The sequence below is a fragment of the Sphingorhabdus sp. Alg231-15 genome (assembly GCF_900149705.1).
Classification (GTDB): Bacteria; Pseudomonadota; Alphaproteobacteria; order Sphingomonadales; family Sphingomonadaceae; genus Parasphingorhabdus.
Window position 1 is genome coordinate 2,717,720 of the sequence record NZ_LT703001.1, and the last position, 24,552, is coordinate 2,742,271.

The following is a 24,552-nucleotide window of genomic DNA, read 5'->3' on the forward strand; positions in this document are numbered from 1 at the left end:
TCGCTGTTCGTCAATTCTCTATTGCGCTGGGTGTATTAGTAATATACCACACGTAAAAATGAATGGAGAATACGGATGCTGCAACTGAACAAGGTCACCCATGTCTATCCCAATGGTACCAGAGCGCTGGAGGATGTGACGCTTTCAATACCGAAGGGCATGTTTGGTCTGCTCGGCCCTAATGGCGCGGGCAAGTCGACCTTGATGCGGACTGTGGCTACCTTGCAGACGCCGACCCAGGGCGAAATCCGCTTTGGTGATATTGACATATTGGCGGACCCGGAAAGCCTGAGAGAACGGCTTGGCTATTTACCTCAGGATTTTGGCGTTTATCCCAGGGTGTCCGCCTATGACATGCTCGATCATATGGCGGTGCTGAAAGGCGTCGCATCGGCGGCCGACCGCAAGGTGACTGTGGAAACATTGCTGAACCAGACCAATTTATGGGATGTCCGGAAAAAAGCCATTGCCGGTTTTTCTGGTGGTATGCGCCAGCGCTTCGGGATCGCTCAGGCGCTTATTGGTAATCCTGAACTGATCATTGTTGATGAGCCCACGGCCGGTCTGGATCCCGAGGAGCGCAACCGTTTCCTCAATTTGCTCGCGGAAATCGGGGAGAATGTTGTCATCATCCTGTCGACTCATATTGTCGAGGACGTAGCCGATCTTTGTCCGAACATGGCGGTTATCGCCAATGGCCGGATTCAGCTGGAAGGCGCGCCGCTGGATTTGATCGGCAAGACCAAGGGGACAATCTGGTCCAAAACCATCAGGCGTGAAGAGCTCGATGATTACCGAGTAAAATATGAAGTCATATCGACCCGCCTTTTTGCCGGCTCGACGATCATTCACATATTGGCGCCGGACAATCCCAGCAATGGGTTTGAAGCCGTAGATGGGGGGTTAGAAGACGTCTATTTCTCCACCCTCGCTGCGACGCGTCGCGAGTCCGCCAATCCATCACAAGCAGCCTGAGCGGGGAGACGGACATGTTCGCAAAAATTGCTGCATTCGAGCTACGCTACCAGTTCAGAAACCCAGTGTTTTGGGTGGTTTCGATATTATTCTTCCTGCTTACTTTCGGTGCGATGACGGTCGATGGAATCTCAATCGGCAGCGGTGGCAATGTAAATGCCAATAGCCCGGTTGCGATTGTTCAGATCCATCTGATCCTCACATTATTCTTCATGTTTGTGACCACCGCTTTTGTCGCGAATGTCATTGTGCGTGATGACGAAAGCGGTTTCGGGCCCATGGTGCGTTCGACACGGGTGAAAAAATTCGACTATCTCTTCGGCCGCTTTACTGGTGCTTTTCTGGCGGCCGGCATTGCGTTTCTGTCGGTACCATTCGCTATCTGGCTGGGGTCTCTTATGCCTTGGCTCGACCAGGAAACTCTGGGCTCGAACCAGCTGCAATATTATGCTTATGCCTATTTCCTGATGGCTCTGCCCGGGATATTCCTAACCTCCTGCATATTCTTTGCGGTGGCAACCCTGACCCGGTCAATGATGTACAGCTATCTGGGTGTTGTCGTATTATTGGTGCTCTACATAATATTCAATATCAGTACCGACAATATGCCGGAACTGCGCGCGTTTACCGGCTATGCGGATCCCTTTGGGTTCGCGGCTTTCAACAATGTCATTCGCTATTGGACCGCATCGGAATCCAACAGTTTGTTGCCGGCCATCGAAGGAGCGCTTGTCTGGAACCGGTTGATCTGGATCGGCGTCTCGATCAGTGCCCTGGCCTTGGCTTATCGGTGGTTCAGTTTCGCTGATCGCGGTGTTTCTGTTCGCAAGGCCCAGCGTCAAGCCAAAAAGGCAGCGAAGCTGGCGACGGTCGACCCACAGATTGTTGATATTCTACCCGAGACAAGTGAACGGGGCGCAGCGTGGAGCCGCCTGGTATCACGAACCCGCTTTGAAATGACCCAGGTGTTCAAAAGTCCCGCCTTCATTGTACTGCTGCTTATCGGTCTGTTCAATGCCAGCGGGGCGCTTGCCTTTGGCAATGAAATCTATGGCACACCAGCGCTTCCACTGACCTCTACCTTGCTGTTGACCCTGATGGGATCGTTCGGGATCATACCGATCATTATCGCTATCTATTATGCCGGAGAGCTCGTCTGGCGGGATCGCGATCGCAAGATGCATGAGATTATCGATGCGACGCCGTTGCCCAACTGGGCTTACATGGTACCCAAAACGATTGCGGTTACGGGGGTTTTGTTTGCGACCTTGTTGATTTCCGTTGTCGCTTCTATTTTGATCCAACTGTCGCGCGGTTTTACAGATATTGCGATTGACCAATATTTCCTTTGGTATTTGCTGCCCCTGTCGATCGATATGGTGATCCTGGCCATATTGGCGGTGTTTGTGCAGGCCCTGAGTCCGAACAAATATGTCGGCTGGGGCATCATGGTTATCTATTTTGTCGGAACCCTGACGCTCAACAATATCGGTTTTGAGCATCCGCTATATCAATATGGCGATACTCCCTTTCCGCAATTTTCCGATCTGAATGGCAATGAGGTCAATGGTGCTGCTGGTTGGTGGCTACGGCTCTATTGGGGAGCTGTTGCGGTGATATTGGCGGTTCTCGCGCATTTCCTGTGGCGCCGTGGAACAGAAGTGAGCCTGATGCCGCGTTTGCGTCAGCTGCCGCGCCGATTGCTGAGCTCGGCTGGTGCTGTGCTGGCTCTCGCTGCTGTGGTCGCGACGGCCAGCGGAGCCTATATCTTCTATAATATGAATGTCCTGAACGATTATGTAACGCAGGATGATCAGGAAAAGCAGCTTGCCGACTATGAAAAGAAATATCTCAAATATGAAGGCCTGAAACAACCGTCCTTCACCGATATCAAGCTGGACATCGCCATCTATCCAGAAGACCAGAATATGGTCGCCAGTGGCACGATGCAGATCATTAATGATACCGGTGCGCCGGTGGAAGTGCTGCACGTTCGTTTTCAGGATCCAGATGTAAAGATTGATACTGTCGATATTCCCGGTGCGAAGCTCGAAATGGATGACGAGCGGATGAAATACCGTATCTACCGGTTTGACAGCCCGATGCTGGTCGATGAGAAAAGGACGATCAGCTTTCGATCGTCACGGAAGCAAAAGGGCTTTCGGGCCAGCGGCAATGATACCCGTCTGGTTCAGAATGGAACCTTCTTGAACAATTCCGAATTTGCACCGCAACTGGGCATGAATCGCAACGGCCTGCTCACGGATCGTCAAACCCGCCGTGAATATGATCTTCCATCCGAACTGCGCCTACCCAAGTTGGAAGATGATTCTGCGCGAGAGCAAAACTATGTCGGGAATGTCGACTGGGTGATGTCGGATATCACGGTCAGTACCAGCAAGGATCAAACACCGATTGCGCCGGGCAGCAAAGTTTCCGACGAGGTTAAGGGCGAGCGGCGCATCGCGCGATTTGTTTCGGAAAAGCCGATATTGGGATTTTTCTCGATACAGTCAGCCAGATATGAAGTGAAGGAACGGTCGGCAGATGGCGTGGATATGGCGGTCTATTATCACCCCACCCATGACTTTAATGTCGATACGATGCTCGACGCTACGGATAAATCGCTGGCCTATTTCAAAGAGAATTTTGGGCCTTATCAGTTTGATTATGCCCGGATTATCGAGTTTCCCGGTTATGCCACCTTCGCACAGGCCTTTGCCGGAACCATCCCTTTCTCCGAACGCATCGGATTTATTGCCGATAACAGCGATCCGGATGAAATTGACTATGTCACCTACGTGACCGCGCATGAATTTGGTCATCAATATTGGGCCCATCAGCTGATCAGTGCCAATCAGCAAGGTGGAACCTTGCTCGTGGAAACCATGGCGCAATATTCGGCATTGATGGTGATGAAGCAGATATATGGCGAGGACAAGATTCGCCGATTCCTGAAATATGAACTGGATCGCTATCTCAGCGCCCGGGGTAGCGAGGCGATTGAAGAATTGCCGCTCAACCGGGTCGAGAATCAGGGCTATATCCACTACCGCAAAGGCGCTGTGGTCATGTATCTGTTGCAGGACCGATTGGGAGAGGATCGTGTCAATGTCATGCTCTCTGGTCTGCTCGACCGTTATCGCTTCAAGAGCCAGCCTTATGCGAGCTCAACCGACCTGGTCGACGGTTTCAAATCGCTGGCGCGCAACGATGCCGAACGGCAACTGGTCAGTGATCTGTTGGAACGGATAACTGTTTATGATCTGAAGGCTGAAGAGGCGACCGTGAAAAAACTGGCCAACGGACGCTATGAAACCTCCCTGAAGGTGGCGGCTTCCAAATATTATGCCGACGGCAAGGGCAAGGAAACAGCATCGGTCTTGATGGATGATATTGATGTGGGCCTGTTCACCGCCCGTCCGGGAATTGGCGCGTTTGGCAAAGAGGACGTGATCAGCATGGAGCGCAAGCGGATAAAATCCGGCGATCAGGTGATCCGCATCATCTCTACCAAAGAGCCGAAATTTGTCGGTGTCGATCCTTATAACAAATATGTGGACCGCAACAGCGATGATAATGTGGTGGCGGTTTCGGACAGCTAAGCTGCTCTTCTCGCAATAACCAAAAGAAAAACGGCGGCGCTTTTCAGCACCGCCGTTTTTTCTGACCGATCAAAATCGGCTTGTAAGAATCTGCATCAGAACTCGTAGCGAACGCCGAGCTGAATCCGCCATGCCGAGCTGGACACGGTTACGTCATTGTCGTCATCCGGATTGAAGCCGGTGATGATGTAACGTCCCTGTGCATCAACTCCGCCATCAACGACGTCAACAAGATCGCCGCGGCTCCGGGCTTCGTTCCACTCACCGTCGATAAGGTTGAGGACATTGTCAAAATCGGCAAACAGCTCAATTTTGTCTTCAACACCGAACAGTCGTCCTGGACCAGGGATCTCCTGGCTGAGGCGCATATCCATGTCGAAGGTCCAGTCATTGCGACAGGTATTGCGTCGGATGGACTGACCAGCTGTGAAGCCACAATTTGTCCCATTCACATAGTCAATCAGTGACTGAACAGCGGCCGGATCACTCGAAGGTGATACATTCGCGTCGCTTACACCTGATGGAATGTATAGCAATGCGTTGTCCGTACCCGATGCGCGATCGTTGAAGACGCTGCCGCCATCAAAAGTCAAGCTGTAAGGCCGACCGGACCGTGCTGTGAAGAACATCGCCAGCTGCGTATCGAAGTCGTCAATGAACTGCTCTTCAAACGTCGTGGCAAACGTGAAGTTGTGCCGTGTCTGGAAGTTAGACGTCGAGGTTGCAGGATTCTGACGGTCGAAAGCAGCCGTCACATCAAAGTTTGATGTTGCGGTCGAGCTGCCGACGTTGCGGAAGTTGTTTGATTCCGTAAACGCATAACCCATGTTGATCGAAACGCTGCCACCATCCGTGAAGATGCCTTCATTAAAGCGCTTGGACAGGGCCACAGAGAAAACGTGGCTGTCATAGGAACGACCGTTGGTCAGCTGGATGAAGTCATCCAGGCCGGTATTGAAGCAGGTGTCGCCTGGAACAATGCCGGTATATGTTGGAGGAGTGCCTCCACCATTTTGCAATTGCGCATTACAACCAGCGTTGAGCGGATCAATCGCATCGTAAATTGGTCGGCCATCGACGGTAAAGCCGTTCAGTCCGACATTTGGATTGACCACCTGCACCAGATCGACAAAGTTCAGCGGATCATTGAACCGAGAGTAAATATAATCGAGGTTCAGGTTCCAGTCTGAGAAAAAGCCGCCATCGGTGCCGAACTGTGTCGATAGACCCAAGTTAGCACGAAACACCGTTGGAACATCCAGGTCAGGACTGGTCGACTGCACATCACCGCCGCCTGCTGCTGCTCGATTTGAAGCAGCCTGTACTGCGCACTGCGGGAAGCCGGTGAACTGGCCAGCACCGTCGAGAACATTGAAGCTGCCATCCGGGTTTACCAGGCCAGCACATTCACCGCTGAATGTATTGCCATCCACCGAAGAGAAACCGTTGTTCGAGAAAGCGTTGGAGAAGAAAACAACCGGGTCGCCGCCAGAGAACCAACCAATGCCGCCGGTGATCGAGGTGTTCCGGAAGAACCCGTCATTGTCCAAGTCATATGTCGCTGCCAGACGTGGCAAGATGACAGTATCGATGCTGCTGAACGGGCTGGCATTTGTAATACCAAAGCGCTGAAGGAAGGATGGATTGGCACGTGGTGCGTCGCCATCATATAGCTGCACCCGGATACCGGCTGTCACATTAAGCTGATCTGTTGCTTGCCACTCATCCTGAGCATAGAAAGAGTAGATCTGCCGACCGAACAAGGCTGCCGCTTCGTTGATATCACCAGATGGTGTTGATCGAATGGTTGCGCCACCCAATGCGCCGCTGATCAGATCATCAGATCCTGCAAAGACGCTCGAGAACCCGCCGCTTGCTACGTCACCATTCTGAAAGTCAGTCAGGTTGCGGAAGAAGATCGTCCCGGTCGCATTGATTGCGAACAAGTTGAATACTTCCAGATCGTTAAGCTCTGCGCCCAGCTTGAAGCGGTGATCGCCGGCATCAATATTCATTTGGAATTTATACTGATCGACTGTTTGATCCAGCTGGTTTGCGGAACGGAAAATGCCCGGGCCAGTTGAGAGGCGGCCATTTTCAGTGGTCTGTCCGGCAACTGGCGTTACGCCAACTGAAAGACGTACAATCGGGTTATCCGATTGTGCTTCACCGCCGCCAACAGGGCCCTGAACATCACCAACTTCGGAACGGGAAAGACGCAGTTCCGTTGAAATATTATCTGTCCAGTCCGAAAAGAGACGGAGAGAATAATAGTCTGAGATCGTGCCTTCATCTTCAAAACTGTTAAGACCCGTAAGTTCCTGTCCACCAAAATCGGTTTCGACATTGGTTTCTTCGAGACGCTGATAGGTCGCTTCCAGACGGTGGTCTTGGGTAATATAAGCATCCAGACGACCGAAATAGCGAACGCTGGATTCTGGCAGCGCACGAGGATAGCCTCCAACATCAATGCCATAAACGCTCTGCGCAATCTGGGCGAACTGGTCAAACTGACCTTGGGTTACGAAATCTGCTTCATTGGGAAATCCAGAACCGGTCGGGCCGAAGTCGTTAGAATCGCCAAGATCGGTTTCTTCATAGCCTGCGAAGAAGAACAGACGATCCGGAATGATTGGACCAGAAAGGGTCGCACCCCAACGTTTCTCCTGGAACGCCGCTGGAACGAATGATTCGCCGCCAGCTGTGTCGCCGCGGAGACCTTCGTCACGGAAGGTGAAGAAAGCGCTGCCGTGGAATTGATTTTGGCCCGATTTGGTGACCACGTTAACGGCACAGCCGGTAAAGTCGGAATATTCAACATCAAATGGCGCAAATTCAACCGAGGTTTCACGAATGGCATCAAATGGCAGTGGCAAGGCATTACGCGCTGCGAAAGGTGTGCCGTTCAAGCCAAAGGTATCAGCTTGAACGATACCATCGACAGTGAATGTGTTAGAGCGATCATTGCCGCCCAAGCAGCTGATACGATCGACTTCATTGGCGCGGTCAAGGCTGACGCGTGGGTCAATACGAATGATATCGCGAACGTCGCGAGAGATGCTCGGGAACGCTTCCAGCGTATCCACACCAAAGGACTGACCGGGGCCAACAGCAAGCTGCGTAACGTTAGCGCGTGTGCCCGTCACGACGATCACTTGGTCGGAACCGCCTGCAGCCAGTTCAAAAGTGAATTCGGTGTCACCTTGAAGGTTGATAAACACGTCTTCTACGGTCTGGCCTTCAAAATCAGGTGCCGTAGCTGTAATTGTATATGGTCCGCCTGGTACCAAAGATGCCGAACGAAACTGGCCGTTGCCGGAAGTGGTAACCGTCCGGGACTGGCCGGTACGCGTATCGGTAATCGTAACCGAAGCGCCGCTGATTGCGTTACCGGCATCATCTCTGACCTGGCCTTCGATACCAGATGTAATTTGTTGCGCCGAAGCTGGCGTGGCCATCAAGCCTGCAGTGGAAAGACTGACAACACTGGCAGCCAAGAGATATTTAATTTTCATGATCACATTCCCCATGGTGGTCTTCGAATTTTTGACAACTCATGATTGGAACAGCGCCCTCTGCGATCCCAACCATCCGCACGAATTGCTCTTAGGAGGCTAAAATGACAGTTTTGTCTCAACCGCAACCACTTTATTTTGCATTGCAGCAATTAGTTTTTATCCACAATTTATCAAGGGCTTGGAATTTCGCCCTGATATCCGGATGATCGCAAATTTGTGGAGTTCTATCTTATTGAATTATATTGTTTATTGCTTCTGTGACCATTGTAAAATCGTCAGAAATCGAATTTTCTGACTGTTGTGAATATATCACTATATCTGCATGGGCCTGTGAAGGTTCGACATACTTATCATGCATGGGGTCGACCTGATTGGCAAAGACTTCCCGGACCGAGTCGGCGGTACGTCCTCTTTCCCTGACATCGCGTTCCAGACGCCTTTCAAAACGGGTACTACTTTCGCAACGGACGAAGACGGACAAATCAAATAGCTGCCGCAAGGGCGCATGATGCAGGATCAATATGCCGTCGACCAAGATGAGAGGTCTTGGCTCTGTCAGCGCTGTTTCGGCCTTTGGCATATGAGTGGGAAAATCATAAAGGGGGCGATGGATGGGCTGGCCCTGTTTGAGCATTGCCAACTGGACGCACATTTTGTCAAAATCGACCGCATCGGGGTGATCGAAATTGGGCCCGCCTTTTCCTTCAGGTGCTTCGCCATAGCCAAAGAAGTAATCGTCCTGTGGCAAGATCACACATCGTTCGGGACCGAGTGTTCCGAATACATGAGCAGCGAGCGTCGATTTGCCCGAACAGCTGCCGCCGCTAATGCCCACTATTTTTGGAGTCATGCCAAGCCGATTTCGCGCAGGCGTTCCATCAAATAGTCATGTGCTGTGATCGGTTCCGGATAGAGATCGGGATGATCTTCATCAACACATTCTGGCAACGTCTCGATCAGATAGTCTGGCCGGAAATGCAGGAAGAATGGCATTGAATAGCGTGAATGTCCGCGCCGTTCCGGTGCGGGATTGACCACCCTGTGGGTCGTCGATGGCAACCGGTTGTTGGTCAGCCGCTGCAGCATGTCACCGATATTGACTGCCAGCTCCCCCGGCTTCGGTGTCACGGCACGCCAATTGCCCTGCTTGTCGAGCAACTCCAGTCCCGCCTCTTCCGCCCCGATCAACAGCGTGATGGTGTTGATATCTTCATGAGCCGCAGCGCGGACCGCAGGCGAATCTGCCGGAACAGGCGGATAGTGGATCAGGCGTAATATACTGTTGCCATCGCGGACCGTGTCATCAAAAAAATCGGGGTCCATGTTCAGAAAGCGGGCAATGCCCTCCAGGATCCGTTGACCGGCCCGGTCAAAGGCGGCGAAAAGATCCAGATAACAATCACGAAAGCCGTCCACTTCTTCGGGCCAGATATTTGTACTCATAAAAGGTTCAAACGCATGACCGCCGGGCAGTTGTCGACCGATATGCCAGAATTCCTTCAGGTCATGTATGTCGGAATCCTTCGCGGCCTCCGTGCCAAAGGGCGTGTAACCTCGGGCGCCGCCGCCGCCAGGAACATGATATTTTCGTTTCACATCATCGGGAAGCGCAAAAAAGGTCCGTGACATTTTTTCTGCCTTGTCGATCAGATCATCCGATATCCCGTGATCCGCAACAATGGCAAAGCCCCAGTCGGAAAAGGATCGACCAATGCTGGCCGCAAATGCATCCTTGTCCTGATCGGCCAAGGCCAGAGAGATTGATGATAGGGTATCGTTGGTGTCTGACATGACTCTATGATGCTCTGCTTATCCGTTTTGTCAATCTATCGGGTCAACCGAGGCTTAACAATAGGCCAGCCAGGGCTGCGCTCATCAGATTGGCCAGCGATCCAGCCGCCAGCGCCCTGATGCCAAGCCGTGCAATGACCGGACGCTGGTTGGGCGCTAGGCCGCCTGTGACGGCCAACTGAATGGCGATCGACAGGAAATTGGCAAATCCGCACAAGGCAAAGGTCACGATCGCTACCGTAAGCGGAGAGAGCTCTCCGCTCATGCCACCCAGATCGCTAAAGGCGACAAACTCATTGATAACAACTTTGGTGCCGAACAAGCCGCCGGCAGCCAAGGCTTCATCCCACGGTACACCGAGCAGGAACATGATCGGCGCGAAGATATAACCGATAATCTGCTGGAAGCTGAGTTCAGGTTGGCCAAACCAACCACCGATCCCGCCCAATATACCGTTGGCAAGCGCCACCAGCGCGACAAAGGCTAAAACCATGGCGCCGACCGCAACAGCAATTTTGACGCCGGTCTGAGCGCCCATTGACGCCGCCATTATGATATTGGCCGGCTTTTCTTCTTCATAGTCCACGGCAGCCACTAGCTCTTCCGGTGCTTCGGAATCGGGATCGTCGGGCATGATAATCTTGGCCATCAAGATGCCGCCGGGCGCCGACATGAACGCCGCCGCCAGAAGATAGTCGATTTTGATACCCATGGACGCATAGGCAGCCAATATCGTTCCCGCGACGCCGGCCATGCCGACGCTCATCACTGTAAACAGCTGGGACTCAGTAAGTTTTGCAAGATAGGGGCGGATGACCAGTGGGGATTCTGACTGACCGACAAATATGTTCGCAGCGGCGCACAGGGATTCGACTTTGGATATCCCGGTGACTTTCTGAATTCCGCCGCCCACCCATTTGATGATGAATTGCATCACCCCAAGATAATAGAGGATGGAAATAAGCGCGGAGAAGAAGATAATGACCGGTAGCGCAGAGATGGCAAAGCTGGCGCCGCCAAGATCGGCATCGGCCAGCGGACCGAAAATGAACTTCGTTCCCTCGCTCGAGTAGCTTAGCAATTGCGATACACCAGTCGACATGGCGCTGATAACCCGTTTCCCCCAGGGCACATAGAGTACCAATATTGCGATACTGGCCTGCAGGGCGAAGGCCGCAGCTACGACCCGAAGGCGGATATTCTTTCGTCCGGTTGAAAGGGTGAAGGCGAGCAGCAATATAACCGCCATGCCAGCGATGCTTGTCAGAATAGAGATCATAGCCGCAGTGTCCCGACTTTTACTACCATGTCACTTCCCCCTCGGATCCGGTAAATTCAGATGTCAGCTGGTCCAAAATGTCGCCAATGTCTTCGCTCAGGATAAGCTGTTTTCGGCGGGCTTCTGACATGAAGCCGTGCCCCGCGACATTGTCCAGAAAAGCGGTGAGCGAATCCCAATAGCCATCGACATTGAGCAACCCAATCGGCTTGCCGTGGTAGCCGAGCGCTTTCCAGGTCCATGCTTCAAACAGTTCGTCCAACGTCCCGATACCGCCGGGTATGGCAACAAATCCATCGGTCAGCTCTGTCATTTTTGCCTTGCGCTCATGCATGGAGGTAACGACATGCAGTTCAGTCAGACCGGTATGGGCGACCTCATGATCTTTCAGCATTTCAGGTATGACGCCGTAGACTTTCCCGCCGCCATCAAGCACGGCATCGGCAATAATACCCATCAGGCCCAGGCGACCGCCGCCAAAGACCAGATCGATGTTACGCTGAGCCATGGTCTGGCCTAATATTTTTGCTGTCTCGGCGAAAACAGGGTCCCCCCCAGCGCTCGCGCCACAATAAACCGCTAGTCTTTGCACAAATTCCCCTTTGGACCGAACTTTGCCCCCAGATGCGTCTGGCTAGCTAAACCAGAACTCTATTGATTCCTCCCTAGAGGAAAATCGCGGAGAGTCACGATTCCTTTTTTCCTGTTTGTTTTTGGTGCTTTTTTTTCCGTCGCGACCGCGCTAGGCAATGAAGATGACAGCGATTTCAGAAACAAAACACATCCCCCGCGGGCTCTTTATCATTTGCGTTCTTTATGGCGGAATGGCCAGTCTGGCGGGAATTTTGGGTAATAAACTGGTGGCGCTGGGGCCATTGGCGGTGGAAGCGGGCATATTCGCTTTCATCCTGTTGGTGGTGCTGGCAGGAGCGGTGGCCGAAGTTTATGGGCGGGCCACGGCAAACCGAATAGTTGTTTTTGGATTCGTTCCGATCATCATGTCGATGATTCTGATCCAGCTGGTCCTGGCCTTGCCGCCTGCTTCCTTTTGGGAAGAAGAAAAGCGCGTCGCCTTTGACATCATATTGAACCAGTCGACCCGGCTGATGTTTGCCGGGATCATCGCTTATGGCACATCCCAGCTGCTCAATGTCTTCATCATTACCCGACTGAAAGGGGAGAGCGGTAAGCTGCTGTGGCTTCGCAGCATGATTGCTGGCGTTGTGAGCCAGGCCGTCGATACGGTGATATTTATTACGGTCGCCTTTTACGGTGTTGCGCCGCTTTTGAAAATCATGCCGGGGCAATTGCTTGCCAAGGTAATTTTGTCGGCGGTATTCGTACCGCCGCTGATCTATGGCATCGTAAGGATGGCCAAACGACTTGACGCGGAGTGAAGCTTTTTAGGTTCTCCTTGTTCACATGGCCACTATTCGGATGCCTGGCTGTCATTGCAGCCTGCTCAGCACCCGCGGAACAATCCGCGCCGTCCCCGGATAGCAATATTGTCACGATAGTTGGAGCGATCCATGGCCAGCATCGCCGCAGCGAAGCTTATTCCCTGGCCGTCTTACAGGCAGCCATCGACAAATTTGATCCCGATATCATCATGGTCGAACTCCCACCTGAGCGCTTTGCCAAGGCATCCGCAAATTACGAGAAATTTGGTGAAGTCAGGGAAAGCCGCGCTGATGACTTTCCTGAACTGATCGATGTCGTTTTTCCAATGCGAAAAGAGATGGGCTTTCAGATGATTCCGGTGGCGGCCTGGACACAGAAAATTGCCGATGATCGGCGCGCTGCGTTAGCGCGATTGCAGAAAGATGCTGCGCGCACCAGCGACTGGTCCGCGCATCAGGCGGCCAACCGAGCCTATAGCCGGACGGTGAGCGGGCGTTCCGATGATCCGTTGTTCATTCATAGTGAGGCTTATGATCAAGCGGTGAAATTGCGGCAGGAAACTTATGAAGAGCTGTTCGGCAAAGATCTGGGACCGGGTGGCTGGAAAAATATCAATGCAGCCCATTTTATGAAAATTGCGGCTGCGCTGGATGAGTTGAAGGGGCAGAAAAAGCGGATTCTCATCCTCTATGGCGCCTGGCACAAATATTGGTTTCTGGAACAGTTGCAGAAGCGTGATGATATTCAGCTTGTCAGTGCAGCAGCCTTGTTTGAGGATTAAGTTTCCGGGCCTTTGCGGTTTTCAATCTCCAGCATTTCGGCTGTATCGATATCCAGCAAAATATCCTTCTCTGCTGGAACAAGATGGGCGGTTCTCAGAAGCTTTCGAGCCCCCTGATCGCCCTGCAACTGTTGTATGGCTCCAAATTGATCTGCTGGAAAAATGGCAGGTGGCATGGCATTGCCATCGTAGCTTGAAGCAACAATCTGGTTGCGATCAACAACTTCAAAGCTTTGCAAAAGCGTTTCGATATGGCGGCCGGTTATATAGGGCATGTCGGCCAGGCACAGGCAGAGCGCGGTGACGCCGGATGCCAAGGCATGTTCGACAGCGCATTGCACCGATGTCGCTTGTCCCTGATCAGCCCGTTCATTGATAATGATATCATAGCCGAGAATGGACCAGTCGGCTGCACAGGGATGATTTTCATCGGACGCAATGACGATCCGGTGATCAAAAGGCGGCCTAGCCAATGTCGCCGCAGCATGCAGTCCCAACATCTTGCCCCGTAATAGGGCGGTCAGCTTGTCATTATCTCCAAAACGCCGGGACTGGCCTGCCGCAAGCAGAGCCAGCATGATTCCATTACCGGCGGCTTTGCTCAATTGGCGGAAGCGTCTTCAATATAGGCGATGATCGCTTCGCGTCTTCCCGCATCGCTAATAGCGCCCGCCATCATGGTGGTGCCTGGTACTTTAGCGGCCGGGTTGGAAAGATAGCTGTCCAGTTCTTCTTTGGTCCAGGTAATACCGGAAGAGGCCATGGCATCAGAATATTTGAATCCATCGACGCTGGCAGCAGCCTGCCCGATAATGCCATGAAGATTAGGGCCGATGCGGTTCGCACCACCATCTTCGATCACATGACAGGCAATGCATGTGTTGAACGCAGATTTGCCCGCGGCGATCAGACCATCCGTGGCTTCGTCCGCCGGTTCCGGGGCAGCGCCATCCGCACTACTATCACTGTCGGTACCGGCTTCGCGAACGACAATCTGTTCGGTAGGCTCTGGTGCGGGGTCCGATCCACATGCCGCCAATGCGATGGCCAGAACGGGAGCGGATGCGCGAAACACTGCTTTCATCAATCTATCCTTATAAATGTCAGCACGAATGGCTTTAGACGAAGTTCACTTTGCTTAATGGCAGTTCGCGGACGCGTTTGCCAGTGGCTGCGAATATCGCATTGGTAACGGCTGGTGCCAAAGGAGGCAATCCCGGTTCACCGGCACCGCCCAAACGCTTGTGATCGCCATTGATAATCCCCACTTCCACTTCCGGCATCTCGTTGATGCGCAAAATTGGATAGTCATGGAAATTACTCTGCTGGACAGCGCCATCCTTGACCGAGATTTCACCGTAGAGCGTGGCGGTGAGACCGTAAGCAATGCTGCTTTCCATCTGCGCAGCAAAGCCATCAGGATTGACCGCAAAGCCGGGGTCGGCCGCCACGTAGATTTTCTTCACCTTCGGTTTTGCGCCGGTCATGTCAACTTCCGCCACTTCCGCAACAATGGTCCCGAATGAAGGCACAAAGGCAATACCCCTGCCGTGGCCTTCAGGCATTGGTGTGTCCCAACCCGACATCTCGGCCGCCTTGTCGAGAACCGCCAGATGGCGCGCCGATCCAGCGAGTAATTCGCGGCGATAGGCATAGCCATCCTTGCCGGCAGCATGAGCCAATTCGTCAACGAAGCTTTCAATGAAATAGCCATGCTGGCTATGATCGACAGACCGCCACGGACCGAAGCGCAAATGGGTCGGAACATCAATTTTGCGAATCTTGTGATTGGCAATATTGTAATAAGGCACGGTGGGTGCTTCTTGCGGGTCGAACAGATGCGTATGGATATTGCTCCAGCTTACCGCCTTGCCGTCCTTGTCGAGTCCGGCCTGGAACCGGCTGGTGGCCGATGGGCGATAATGATCCTGCATGGTGTCCTCTTCACGCGACCAGATCATCTTCACCGGATAGGGTACCGCCTTTGCAATACGGGTCGCCATGATAATCACATCACTTTCGGATCGCCGTCCGAAGCCGCCGCCGAGATAGGCGTTGTGATATGTCACGGCATCCGTATCAATGCCAAGTGTTTCCGCTGCCGCTTTACGGGCCATAAGTGGAGCCTGGTGACCTGACCAAACATCGCATTTTCCATCCCGTACCCAGGCGGTACAGTTCATTGGTTCCATCGTGGCATGAGCGAGGAAGGGGACCTTATATTCCGCTTCGACCTTGGTTGCCGCATTGGCAAAAGCCTCGGTGACGTCGCCTTGCTCGGTCTCGACATCGCCGCCATCATCGCCGGCCTCGTCCAGCACTGACGCATAGCGTGCAAATAGGGCATCCTGATTGAGCTTGTCGCCTTCAGTTTTTGAATATTTAGCGTCGATCGTACCGAGTGCCTGCTGGGCCTGCCAATATCCATCAGCAACCACAGCGATAAAATCACCCATGTTCAGGATTTGCAGGACCCCGGGCATTGCTTTGGCAGACTCGACATTCATGGATTCGACCGTAGCGCCGACGACGGGCGCGGCGCGAACCGCAGCGTATTTCATGCCCGGCAAATCCGCATCAATGCCAAATAGCGCGGCGCCATTGGATTTCTCGGGAATATCATGACGCGCCATCGCCTTGCCCATCAGCTTATAATCTTTCGGCGATTTCAGCTTAGGCTTGTTCGGAAGGCCTTGGTCCGCCGCAGCTGCAGCAAAATCTGCAAACGGGGCCGATTTACTGCTCTTGTCGTGCAGGATCATGCTGTTTTCCGCACGCAATTCACCGGCCGGAACATTCCATTCTTCCGCCGCTGCAGCGATTAGCATTTCTTTCGCAGCCGCTCCGGCCACCCGCATGGCACGCTGACCGGTTCCGCGAACCGAGAAACTGCCACCGGTAATCTGCAAGTTCATTGCCGTTGCAAGTTGCAAAAAGGTTCCGCCAACCGTTGGCTCCAATATGGCCGGGACTTCGAGATTGGGGGCAAGAAATTCGCGGCCAATATCATGGGAGACATATTTTGCGTCTGCCGGCGCCTCCAGAATCCGGACCTTGCTCCAGTCCGCATCGAGCTCGTCGGCGAGCATCTGCGCCAACGAGGTGAAAATCCCCTGACCCATTTCGACATGGGGAATGATAGCCGTGACAATATTGTCGGCATCAATTTTAACCCAGGCATTGATCAATTGCTCGCCCTTGCCCTTGGCGACCATTGGGCTAAGCCGGTCAACCGGATTGTCTGGGCGAACCGCAACGCCGACAACCAGTGCGCCGCCTGCAACCACACCGGCGCCAATGAAGGCACGGCGTGTCCATTTGCCCTTTTTGGGCGCTGTTTCAGAAACCTGTTTGTCCGCCATGATCAAGCCTCCTGCGTTTCAGAGGGTACACCCGCGGCGGTTTTGATCGCCTTGCGTATCCGCACATAGGTTCCGCATCGACAGATATTGCCTGCCATGGCGGCGTCAATCTGTTCATCACTGGGATTGGGGTTATTCTTGAGCAAGGCTGTCGCCGACATGATCTGGCCTGACTGGCAATAGCCGCATTGGGCTACTTGCTGATCAACCCATGCCTGCTGGACCTTGCTGAACGTCCCGTCTTCTTCGGCTAGACCTTCGATGGTGGTGATCGCTTTGCCATCGGCTTCGGAAACCGGGGTCGAACAGGAGCGGACCGGCTTACCGTCGAGATGGACAGTGCAGGCACCGCAAAGGGCAACACCACAGCCAAATTTTGTTCCGGTCATTTTCAAGTTTTCGCGCACAACCCAAAGGATCGGCGTTGCGGGATCGACATCGACCTCCTTCACCTGACCGTTAACGTTCAATGTAACCATGATAGCCTCACCCTAATATTGAATATCAATTTGCAACCTATACCGCAGGTAGCGAATTAAGCAAAGAGGTACGATGGGACAGGGCCTGTTTATGCGAAGATATCCTCCAACGCATCGGTCAGCGGGCCTTCTTTGACCGTGCGCAATTCTATATAAACGGCCGCAATTCCGGCGGCTTGCACGGCTGCGATAGCCGTTTCCGCGATTATCGTGATCAGAACCGAGGCGGTGACGCTGAAAAAGCCGATCCCCTCTGCCATGCCGGATAGCGTGCCCGATGCCAGAAGAAAGATGATGACCAGCAAGAACATCATACCCTTCGACCCGTCTGTCAGTTCGACACTGCGTCCCAGTGAGTTAAGGATCCCGCGGTCTTCCACGACCATGACCGGCGCTGCAATCATCCACATCAGTGACAGGATGATGCCAGGCACGACCAGGAGCATGAAGCCCAAGATTATGCCCAGCAATGAGACCAGCGCCAATCCGATCAGGGGAAGAAACCGCCGAAGCGCCTCTGCGAAGCACTGGCCTATGTCGACGTCCTGACTGCGCATGTCGCGAATGGTTGCAACAATCAGCATGGCCTGCAACAGCACCATCAAGACAAAGTAAAAGATAAATATGGTGGTGCCGCCCACAATCCAGCCGATCCAGGCATTTTCTAGGCCCGAACTGGTTATCAATTCCTCGCTGAATACCGACATCCAGAGGTCGGGGCTCAGGGCGAAATATTGGGTCAAGCCATAGGGCAGTCCTGCGACGATCAGCGACAGGCCGAGAAAGACCACGGGATGGCGGGCAATTACCGCGAAGGTTGCACTCATTACGCGGCCGATATCGAATGTCATTAATTTGGCGCCCCTTATGTCGAAGGGAGTATATTCCTGTTCCCGCCGCCGCTGTCAATTGAGCCGCGAGGTCATGGCAGATCAAAAGCTGTCAGCCTGAACGATCTTCACGCTTGCCCCTGCCTGCGGTTTCTGCAACATCGGACCTGTGGCAGAAGACGCAGTAGAACAGGGTAATGATGGAAACGCTTCTTTTGACGCCGCGTGGAAAGACGTGCGTGCGGATGAGGATATTCAATTCACCAACATTCCAGCCAAGCCACCTGAAAAACCACCGCAATGGTGGACGGATTTTCTCGAATGGTTAAGCGACGCGCTGGCTCCGGCAGCGGAAGGAATAGCTGCGGCCTGGCCTGCGCTCAGAATTGTTCTGCTGGTGCTACTAGCGATCGGCGTATTGGCCCTACTGTGGGTGATCCTGTCGCCCTATCTTGAGGACTGGCGGAGACGCAAGCCCAAGCTGGAAGAAGAATGGCGACCGGATCAGAGCATGGCAAGGCGCTTGCTTGAGGAGGCCGATGCGCTGGCTGGCAAAGGGCAGTTTGATGAAGCCGCCCATCTTTTGCTGTTTCGCAGCATCGAGGATATTGAAAAGCGCCGTCCCGATCTGCTGCGCCCGTCCAACACATCTCGTGAGATTGAACGGTTCGACAGCTTGCCCGAGAAAGCCCGGTCAATGTTTTCTGTGATCGCGGGCCATGTCGAACGCGGTATTTTCGCGGCAACACCAATTGGCGAGGAAGGCTGGACCGCATCGCGCAATGCCTATGGTGAATTCGCCCTGGCAGAGAGTTGGCGCAAACCAAAGTCCGGCCTGAAATGAGTATGTTCCGATGAGTGTTCAGGCCAACCCGTTTAAACGCACGACGATCATCATCATGTTCGCGATCGGCTTTGCAGCCTTTGTTGCGCTCCTTTACGGATTAGGCACTGGTGATCGCCTGGCATCCGGCAAAAATGGACAGGCGCATGGAGCTTCGAACAGTCTTGTTGGATATAAGGCTCTCGCCGATATCATGCGCAAGACCGGCACGGAGGTGCAATATTCCCGGTCGGCTGCCGGGATTGACAATCCGGGTCTGCTAATCCTGACCCCCAATCCCTATGCGGATGCCGAAGATCTGGATCAGGTCATACAAGACCGTGCCTATGCGGGGCCGACGATGATAATCTTGCCCAAATGGCAGGTGATGGCGGTTCCCGATCCACGCCTGAAAAAAGGATGGGTCCAGCGCATTGGAATAATAGGTGGCGATTCCGGCCAGTCGATGCTGAAGGAAATTGTCGATGTTGAAGTCAATGTCGCTCCAAGAGATCCTGAAAAGGCAGAAACGCCATCGAAAAAGCGGCCTTTGACCGTTTCTGCTGTCGGCGGACCTGTGAAAATACCGGAGACTCCGGTTGCCATGACCGGTGACTATGTCCGCACCATATTGCCCGGTCCGGAGGGGCAGGGTGCGCTGATTGCCTATCTCGACGATGGCGGGGTTTATGCACAACTGGATAGTCTGGATGAATCGCAGATTACCGATGAAGAGGATATTGATTCATCCTATTTTCCGGTGGTGTTGGTTGCCGATGCTGACCTCATGAACAATACCGGCATGGCGGACAAGCAGACCGCCGAGCATGCGCTCGCCTTGATCGCGGCGACAGGCATAGGGGCAGGTGACACGGTGACTTTCGATCTCACCTTCAACGGCCTTGGAACAACGGAAAACCTGCTTACGCTTGCTTTCCAGCCACCGTTTTTATCGGCGACAATCTGTTTGATCATCGCGGCGCTTGCGGCAGCCTGGATGGCATTTAACCGTTTCGGCCCAGCAGTGCGCGAACAGCGCAGCATTGGTTTTGGCAAGACCGCATTGGTCAACAACAGCGCTGGTTTCATCCACCGTATGCAGCGCGGCTATCTGGTTGCTGATCCTTATGGCGAGATGATCCGGAGCGCCGCAATCCAAGCCATCGGTCTTTCGCCCGCGGCCGATCGCGAAGAGTTAAATCGCAAGCTGGATATGCTTGGCGAGATCAACGGCAGCCGGTTTACGGCCTTGCTAAACAATCTCAATCACGCCGAGAATTCGTATGAAACGGCGGAACATGCTGCGGCGCTCTATAATTGGAAAAAGGAAATCATTGGATGAAAATCGGGGAATTGAAAACGCTGGCGGACAATATCCGCACCGAAGTGGCCAAGGCGATTATCGGGCAAGAAGAGATTGTTGATCATCTGCTGATCGCACTATTCTCCTCCGGCCATGTGCTGCTCGAAGGGCCTCCAGGAACCGCCAAAACCTTTCTCGCGCAGTGTTTTTCCGCAACACTCAGCCTCGATTTTGGCCGGATCCAGTTCACCCCCGATCTCATGCCTGGTGATATTGTCGGTTCCAACCTGTTCAACTTCCAGACCAGCACGTTCACGCTGACTCGCGGTCCGATCTTCTGCGATCTGTTGCTGGCCGATGAAATAAACCGCACCCCTCCAAAAACCCAGGCCGCGATGCTCGAAGCGATGCAGGAGCGCGCCGTCACTATTGATGGTGAGACCCATGACCTGTCTTCCCGTTTCATGGTTGTCGCAACCCAGAATCCGATCGAACAGCAAGGCGTATATCCTCTGCCTGAAGCGCAGCTGGACCGGTTTTTGTTCAAGTTGCTGATCGCCTATCCCGATGCCGAAGAAGAGAAAAAAATTGTCAGGCAATATGGCGAGCGCACAGGGGCGCCCGGACCAAAGGATTTTGGAATCTCCACACAGGCTGATGAAAAGACCTTGATTGCCGCCGCAGAAGCGGTGAAATCAGTAAAGCTGGTGGAAGACGTGACTGACTATATCGTCCGTCTGGTGCGCGCGACCCGTGAAACTGCCGATCTTGAAAATGGTGCCAGCCCAAGGGCCGCGATCATGCTCGCAACTGCGGCCCGTGCGCGCGCAGCTATATCGGGAAGAGACTATGTCGTGCCGGACGATGTAAAAACACTGGCACCGTCAGTATTGCGTCACCGCACCTTATTGTCGCCGGCAGCCGAAATTGAAGGCCGGCAGGTTGATACAATCATTGAAGCTCTGGTCGAACGGACGGAAGCACCGCGTTGATCTATCCGACTGCCAAGGCCGTTTTCCTGATCGCGATAGGTGCACCCGTTGCGGCTGTGCTGGCTGCGCTCATGCCCAATTTGTGGGCAATCGGAATTGCCTGGGCAGTGATGCTGTTGTTGCTGTTGGTCATTGATGGCTTGATCGCGGCTAAGGTGAACAAGGTCCAGTTGGCCGTGCCCAAGTCATCAGAAATCGGGGCGCCGCTGGAGCTTGCCGTGCAGGCTGAATTTGCGGGGCTGATGGCCCCGCGCCAGGTGAGCGGCAATCTCGGCGTGGACGACCGGATTTCTGCAAATGGCCGGATGGAGTTCACACTGAATCGCAACGAAGCGACTGCAAGGGACTATAGCGGCTCGGCCACAACAACGCCGGCTCGGCGCGGCACCGGAAAGATAGGCAATCTCTGGCTACGCTGGAAAGGGCCGCTGGGCCTGGCATGGCGGCAAACGTCGAAACAGAGCGATCAGACCATTGCGGTCATGCCCAATATTTCCGCTGTCCGTAGCCCAACCGTCCAGATGTTCTTGCGCGATTCAGTCTTTGGCCTGCTGGCCCGCAAATTTCGCGGCGAGGGCAGCGAATTCGAGGCGCTGGCCGAATATCAACCGGGCATGGATCGCCGCAGCATTGACTGGAAAGGGTCTGCACGGCACAGCAAATTGCTGGCCAAAGAATATGATACTGAACGCAACAATCAGATCATATTTGCGCTGGATTGCGGGTCGGCAATGTGTGAACCCATAGACGGCTTGCCGCGCATTGACCGTGCCGTATCCGCAGCGCTACTGACAGCTTATATCACATTGAAATCCGGCGATAAAACAGGCCTGTTCAGCTTTGCCGCAAAACCGGAACTCTCCACGCCCTTTTTGTCGGGGAGCCGTAATTTCTATCGCCTGCAGCAGGATGCAGCGACGATCGATTACCGGCACCAGGAAAGCAATTATACGTTGGCTCTGTCGGCCTTGTCTAATCGTCTGCAGCGGCGGTCGTTGATTATCATCTTTACCGATTTTACCGACCCGACCAGCGCAGACCTGATGCTGGATGCTGCGGGGCGATTGATCGACAAGCATCTGGTGTTGTTTGTTGTGCTGGAAGATGAAGAATTGTCCGAATTTATAAACAAAGAGCCGGAAACTGCCGAGGACGTGGCGCGCAGCGTTACCGCGCAGAGTCTGCTCGACCAGAAAAGATTAGTCGTTACCCGCCTACAGCATATGGGCATCGATGTGATCGAAGGCGCACATCAGAATATCGGAACGCAGTTGATCAATAGTTATCTCAAGATCAAACGGCGGGGGCAGATCTGATGGCGAGTATCGCGACCGACCTTGCCGCACAGCAGGCGATTGAAACTGCTGCGTTGAAAAGCGACCGTTTTCGTCTGGAGCGGGAGGCCGACTGGATCCGGCTCGACGAAATTGTCACCAAAATGGAAAAAGGGAAAACGCGGCGCCTGAGTGATGACGATGTGCTTGCGCTCCCGACCTTGTATCGAACCTTGCTGTCCAGTCTGTCCATCGCTCGCGAGAGCTCGCTTGATGCAGGAATGATCGACTATCTCGAAGGTCTCGCCTTGCGGTCCTATTTCATGGTTTACGGAACCCAGACAAGTTTTGGGCGCTGGTTTAAGGGCTTTTTCGGAGGTGGGTGGAGCCAGGCGGTTCGGGATATAAAACTGGATATCTGGATTGCACTTTTTGTGATGATCGCAGGCACCTTGATCGGTTATGCCCTGGTTGCTGGCGACAGCGACTGGTATTATGCACTGGTGCCGGGCAATTTTGCCGATGTTCGCGTGCCTGGTGCAAGCGAAGCGGCGCTCCGCGGCACGCTTTTTGGGACGGAAAACCAAGACGGATTGGGGGTATTCGCCGCCTATCTGTTCAGTAACAACGCGCAGGTTGCAATACTGGCGTTCGCCCTCGGATTTGCTTTCGCGATACCCAGTATATTGCTGCTCATTCACAATATGGCGCTGTTGGGCGCGATGCTATGGGTTTTTGCTCAACGCGGACTTACGGTCGAATTTGTTGGCTGGTTGTCGATTCACGGCACCACAGAATTATTCGCGATCCTTTTGGCCGGTGCTGCCGGTATTCATGTTGGCCGTTCGATTGCCTTTCCCGGAGCCAAATCCCATCTGACTGCAGCCAGTGACGCGGGCAAGCGTTCTGCTCTGGTGATGGCCGGCGTCGTTATCATGCTTATCTGCGCAGGATTGCTCGAAGGATTCGCGCGGCAACTCATCAACGATACCGGCTTGCGCTATCTGGTCGGCGGCGCGATGCTGACCTTTTGGCTGGCCTATTTCTTCCTATTTGGCCGCAGAAAAGCCGATGCGATGAACAGCGGGAAGACCGCATGAGCGGCACAGCGACTGAACCCTGGATCAGGCGATCGGCCAATCCCAAGCTTGATCGGGTGATGGTTTCACCTGAAGGTGTGCCGCTCAATGTTACAGTTGCAACAGCGGGCGCGCGCGCCGGTGCGCTGACTCTGGATATTATCATAATAATGGGACTCATTCTCGGCGTTTCGTTGATCGGCTTGCTGATTCTGTGGGCCTTTGAATCCGCATTCGGCAGTGGAGTATCGCTGGAACAAAGTGGACCCTTAAATGTCGTTGCAGTGCTCTGGATCATTGCTGTCTTCCTGTTTCGTAATGCCTATTTTCTTTACTTTGAGCTGGGCGAGCGTGCCGCCACCTGGGGCAAGCGTGCGGTTGGTATCCGCGTGGCGGCCCGCGATGGTGGGCGGTTGACCGCAGAAGCGGTCATTGCCCGCAACATCATTCGCGATATTGAACTGTTCCTGCCTCTGGTCTTTCTATCTTCTGGTGAGGCCAGTGGAAATATGACCGAATTCACTGCCTGGGCGGGCTTTCTATGGGTGTTGATGTTCCTGCTCTTTCCATTGTTCAACAAGGATCGACTTCGCTGCGGAGATCTAATTGCGGGGACCTGGGTTATCCAGAATGTAAAGCGCAATCTGGACGGCGTGGTCGCGCCTTCGGCGGACGTCAGTACCGACCCGGCGAATGGAAAAGAGACCAGTCGTTACGAGTTTTCCGATGCCGACCTCGCCGTTTATGGTGAATATGAATTGCAAACATTGGAGAGTGTGCTGCGAACCGGAACCGACGAAGCCCTGCTGACGGTGACCAGTTCAATATGCAATAAAATCGGATGGGAGCCTGGCGTCGGCGACGAGCGGAATTTTCTAGAGGCCTATTACACAGCGCTTCGGGCCAAGCTGGAGCGCGGTATGCGTTTCGGAAAACGCCGCAAGGATAAGTTCTCAGCTGATATTTAATGAGTCGGTTAAATCTATGCGCAGGCTTTACAGGCCGAATAGCGGGCGCAAGCCGCGCTTGCCGTAGCGTCATCTGCTACGGTCTTTCGACC

Annotated in this window: 20 protein-coding genes; 10 read left to right on the forward strand and 10 right to left on the reverse strand. The window is 53.7% G+C overall.

The features are described 5' to 3' along the window. Positions 1 to 75: 75 nt before the first annotated feature. The gene (locus DG177_RS13380) at positions 76 to 975 is read left to right on the forward strand and encodes an ATP-binding cassette domain-containing protein (RefSeq protein WP_108811932.1); all 900 of its coding nucleotides are present in this window, start codon (positions 76 to 78) and stop codon (positions 973 to 975) included. A gap of 14 nt (positions 976 to 989) precedes the next feature. Beyond that, entirely contained in the window at positions 990 to 4,580 is a 3,591-nt protein-coding gene (locus DG177_RS13385) for a M1 family aminopeptidase (RefSeq protein ID WP_108811933.1), read from the forward strand. Positions 4,581 to 4,675: 95 nt separating this feature from the next. Here DG177_RS13385 and DG177_RS13390 read toward each other — a convergent pair whose 3' ends face one another. The 5 genes from DG177_RS13390 to DG177_RS13410 all read right to left on the reverse strand — a co-directional run bounded on the left by DG177_RS13390 (position 4,676) and on the right by DG177_RS13410 (position 11,760). After that, complete coding sequence (locus DG177_RS13390; protein WP_108811934.1) at positions 4,676 to 8,095, reverse strand: carboxypeptidase regulatory-like domain-containing protein; 3,420 nt, start codon at positions 8,093 to 8,095, stop codon at positions 4,676 to 4,678. Between the two features lie 232 nt (positions 8,096 to 8,327). Beyond that, entirely contained in the window at positions 8,328 to 8,948 is a 621-nt protein-coding gene (gene udk / locus DG177_RS13395) for a uridine kinase (RefSeq protein ID WP_108811935.1), read from the reverse strand. Further along, positions 8,945 to 9,889, reverse strand: coding sequence for a 2-oxoglutarate and iron-dependent oxygenase domain-containing protein (locus DG177_RS13400; protein ID WP_108811936.1), 945 nt, complete (start codon positions 9,887 to 9,889; stop codon positions 8,945 to 8,947). The genes udk and DG177_RS13400 overlap by 4 nt, the downstream gene beginning before the upstream one ends. Positions 9,890 to 9,932: 43 nt before the next feature. Continuing rightward, entirely contained in the window at positions 9,933 to 11,168 is a 1,236-nt protein-coding gene (locus DG177_RS13405; protein ID WP_443216421.1) for a NupC/NupG family nucleoside CNT transporter, read from the reverse strand. 22 nt (positions 11,169 to 11,190) lie between these two features. Further along, positions 11,191 to 11,760: a TIGR00730 family Rossman fold protein gene (locus DG177_RS13410; RefSeq protein ID WP_108811937.1), complete on the reverse strand. Its 570-nt coding sequence runs from the start codon at positions 11,758 to 11,760 to the stop codon at positions 11,191 to 11,193. Positions 11,761 to 11,923: 163 nt separating this feature from the next. Between DG177_RS13410 and DG177_RS13415 the strand changes: the two genes are divergently transcribed. After that, positions 11,924 to 12,565 (forward strand): queuosine precursor transporter, encoded by a 642-nt coding sequence (locus DG177_RS13415; protein WP_108811938.1) that lies wholly within the window; start codon positions 11,924 to 11,926, stop codon positions 12,563 to 12,565. Continuing rightward, on the forward strand, positions 12,562 to 13,350 hold the full coding sequence (locus tag DG177_RS13420; RefSeq protein WP_337658835.1) for a hypothetical protein: 789 nt from the start codon (positions 12,562 to 12,564) through the stop codon (positions 13,348 to 13,350). Before DG177_RS13415 ends, DG177_RS13420 begins: the two co-directional genes overlap by 4 nt. On the opposite strand, the gene DG177_RS13425 is transcribed toward DG177_RS13420, so the two are convergent. The 5 genes from DG177_RS13425 to DG177_RS13445 form a co-directional block, all read right to left on the reverse strand. Beyond that, positions 13,347 to 13,955: an NTP transferase domain-containing protein gene (locus DG177_RS13425; protein WP_108811940.1), complete on the reverse strand. Its 609-nt coding sequence runs from the start codon at positions 13,953 to 13,955 to the stop codon at positions 13,347 to 13,349. The two genes, DG177_RS13420 and DG177_RS13425, sit on opposite strands and share 4 nt — an antisense overlap. Then, a complete protein-coding gene (locus tag DG177_RS13430) occupies positions 13,952 to 14,434 on the reverse strand; it encodes a c-type cytochrome (RefSeq protein ID WP_108811941.1) in 483 nt (160 codons plus the stop codon). Before DG177_RS13430 ends, DG177_RS13425 begins: the two co-directional genes overlap by 4 nt. A 34-nt stretch (positions 14,435 to 14,468) precedes the next feature. Next, positions 14,469 to 16,712: a molybdopterin cofactor-binding domain-containing protein gene (locus DG177_RS13435; RefSeq protein ID WP_108811942.1), complete on the reverse strand. Its 2,244-nt coding sequence runs from the start codon at positions 16,710 to 16,712 to the stop codon at positions 14,469 to 14,471. Positions 16,713 to 16,714: 2 nt separating this feature from the next. Continuing rightward, on the reverse strand, positions 16,715 to 17,191 hold the full coding sequence (locus DG177_RS13440) for a (2Fe-2S)-binding protein (protein ID WP_108811943.1): 477 nt from the start codon (positions 17,189 to 17,191) through the stop codon (positions 16,715 to 16,717). Positions 17,192 to 17,280: 89 nt separating this feature from the next. Further along, positions 17,281 to 18,042 (reverse strand): hypothetical protein, encoded by a 762-nt coding sequence (locus tag DG177_RS13445; protein WP_108811944.1) that lies wholly within the window; start codon positions 18,040 to 18,042, stop codon positions 17,281 to 17,283. Between the two features lie 148 nt (positions 18,043 to 18,190). Between DG177_RS13445 and DG177_RS13450 the strand changes: the two genes are divergently transcribed. From DG177_RS13450 to DG177_RS13475, 6 genes are read left to right on the forward strand one after another with little or no spacing between them, the layout of a single operon-like run. Continuing rightward, positions 18,191 to 18,865 carry a hypothetical protein gene (locus DG177_RS13450; protein ID WP_108811945.1) on the forward strand — a complete coding sequence of 225 codons (675 nt, stop codon included), beginning with the start codon at positions 18,191 to 18,193 and terminating at the stop codon, positions 18,863 to 18,865. A 10-nt stretch (positions 18,866 to 18,875) separates the two neighbouring features. Continuing rightward, positions 18,876 to 20,186 carry a DUF4350 domain-containing protein gene (locus tag DG177_RS13455; RefSeq protein ID WP_108811946.1) on the forward strand — a complete coding sequence of 437 codons (1,311 nt, stop codon included), beginning with the start codon at positions 18,876 to 18,878 and terminating at the stop codon, positions 20,184 to 20,186. Then, positions 20,183 to 21,139, forward strand: a complete 957-nt coding sequence (locus tag DG177_RS13460; protein WP_108811947.1) for an AAA family ATPase — start codon at positions 20,183 to 20,185, stop codon at positions 21,137 to 21,139. The genes DG177_RS13455 and DG177_RS13460 overlap by 4 nt, the downstream gene beginning before the upstream one ends. Next, positions 21,136 to 22,455 (forward strand): DUF58 domain-containing protein, encoded by a 1,320-nt coding sequence (locus DG177_RS13465; protein ID WP_337658836.1) that lies wholly within the window; start codon positions 21,136 to 21,138, stop codon positions 22,453 to 22,455. Before DG177_RS13460 ends, DG177_RS13465 begins: the two co-directional genes overlap by 4 nt. Then, entirely contained in the window at positions 22,455 to 23,513 is a 1,059-nt protein-coding gene (locus tag DG177_RS13470; RefSeq protein WP_108811948.1) for a stage II sporulation protein M, read from the forward strand. Before DG177_RS13465 ends, DG177_RS13470 begins: the two co-directional genes overlap by 1 nt. Next, complete coding sequence (locus DG177_RS13475) at positions 23,510 to 24,460, forward strand: RDD family protein (protein ID WP_108811949.1); 951 nt, start codon at positions 23,510 to 23,512, stop codon at positions 24,458 to 24,460. Before DG177_RS13470 ends, DG177_RS13475 begins: the two co-directional genes overlap by 4 nt. Positions 24,461 to 24,552: the final 92 nt, after the last annotated feature.

What these genes read in the sequence shown, in the direction of transcription:
- DG177_RS13380 (WP_108811932.1), top strand. Translation starts at nt 76, where the DNA reads ATGCTGCAACTGAACAAGGTCACCCATGTCTATCCCAATGGTACCAGA.
- DG177_RS13385 (WP_108811933.1), top strand. Translation starts at nt 990, where the DNA reads ATGTTCGCAAAAATTGCTGCATTCGAGCTACGCTACCAGTTCAGAAAC.
- DG177_RS13390 (WP_108811934.1), bottom strand. Translation starts at nt 8,095, where the DNA reads ATGAAAATTAAATATCTCTTGGCTGCCAGTGTTGTCAGTCTTTCCACT.
- udk (WP_108811935.1), bottom strand. Translation starts at nt 8,948, where the DNA reads ATGACTCCAAAAATAGTGGGCATTAGCGGCGGCAGCTGTTCGGGCAAA.
- DG177_RS13400 (WP_108811936.1), bottom strand. Translation starts at nt 9,889, where the DNA reads ATGTCAGACACCAACGATACCCTATCATCAATCTCTCTGGCCTTGGCC.
- DG177_RS13405 (WP_443216421.1), bottom strand. Translation starts at nt 11,168, where the DNA reads ATGATCTCTATTCTGACAAGCATCGCTGGCATGGCGGTTATATTGCTG.
- DG177_RS13415 (WP_108811938.1), top strand. Translation starts at nt 11,924, where the DNA reads ATGACAGCGATTTCAGAAACAAAACACATCCCCCGCGGGCTCTTTATC.
- DG177_RS13430 (WP_108811941.1), bottom strand. Translation starts at nt 14,434, where the DNA reads ATGAAAGCAGTGTTTCGCGCATCCGCTCCCGTTCTGGCCATCGCATTG.
- DG177_RS13435 (WP_108811942.1), bottom strand. Translation starts at nt 16,712, where the DNA reads ATGGCGGACAAACAGGTTTCTGAAACAGCGCCCAAAAAGGGCAAATGG.
- DG177_RS13440 (WP_108811943.1), bottom strand. Translation starts at nt 17,191, where the DNA reads ATGGTTACATTGAACGTTAACGGTCAGGTGAAGGAGGTCGATGTCGAT.
- DG177_RS13445 (WP_108811944.1), bottom strand. Translation starts at nt 18,042, where the DNA reads ATGACATTCGATATCGGCCGCGTAATGAGTGCAACCTTCGCGGTAATT.
- DG177_RS13455 (WP_108811946.1), top strand. Translation starts at nt 18,876, where the DNA reads ATGAGTGTTCAGGCCAACCCGTTTAAACGCACGACGATCATCATCATG.
- DG177_RS13460 (WP_108811947.1), top strand. Translation starts at nt 20,183, where the DNA reads ATGAAAATCGGGGAATTGAAAACGCTGGCGGACAATATCCGCACCGAA.
- DG177_RS13470 (WP_108811948.1), top strand. Translation starts at nt 22,455, where the DNA reads ATGGCGAGTATCGCGACCGACCTTGCCGCACAGCAGGCGATTGAAACT.
- DG177_RS13475 (WP_108811949.1), top strand. Translation starts at nt 23,510, where the DNA reads ATGAGCGGCACAGCGACTGAACCCTGGATCAGGCGATCGGCCAATCCC.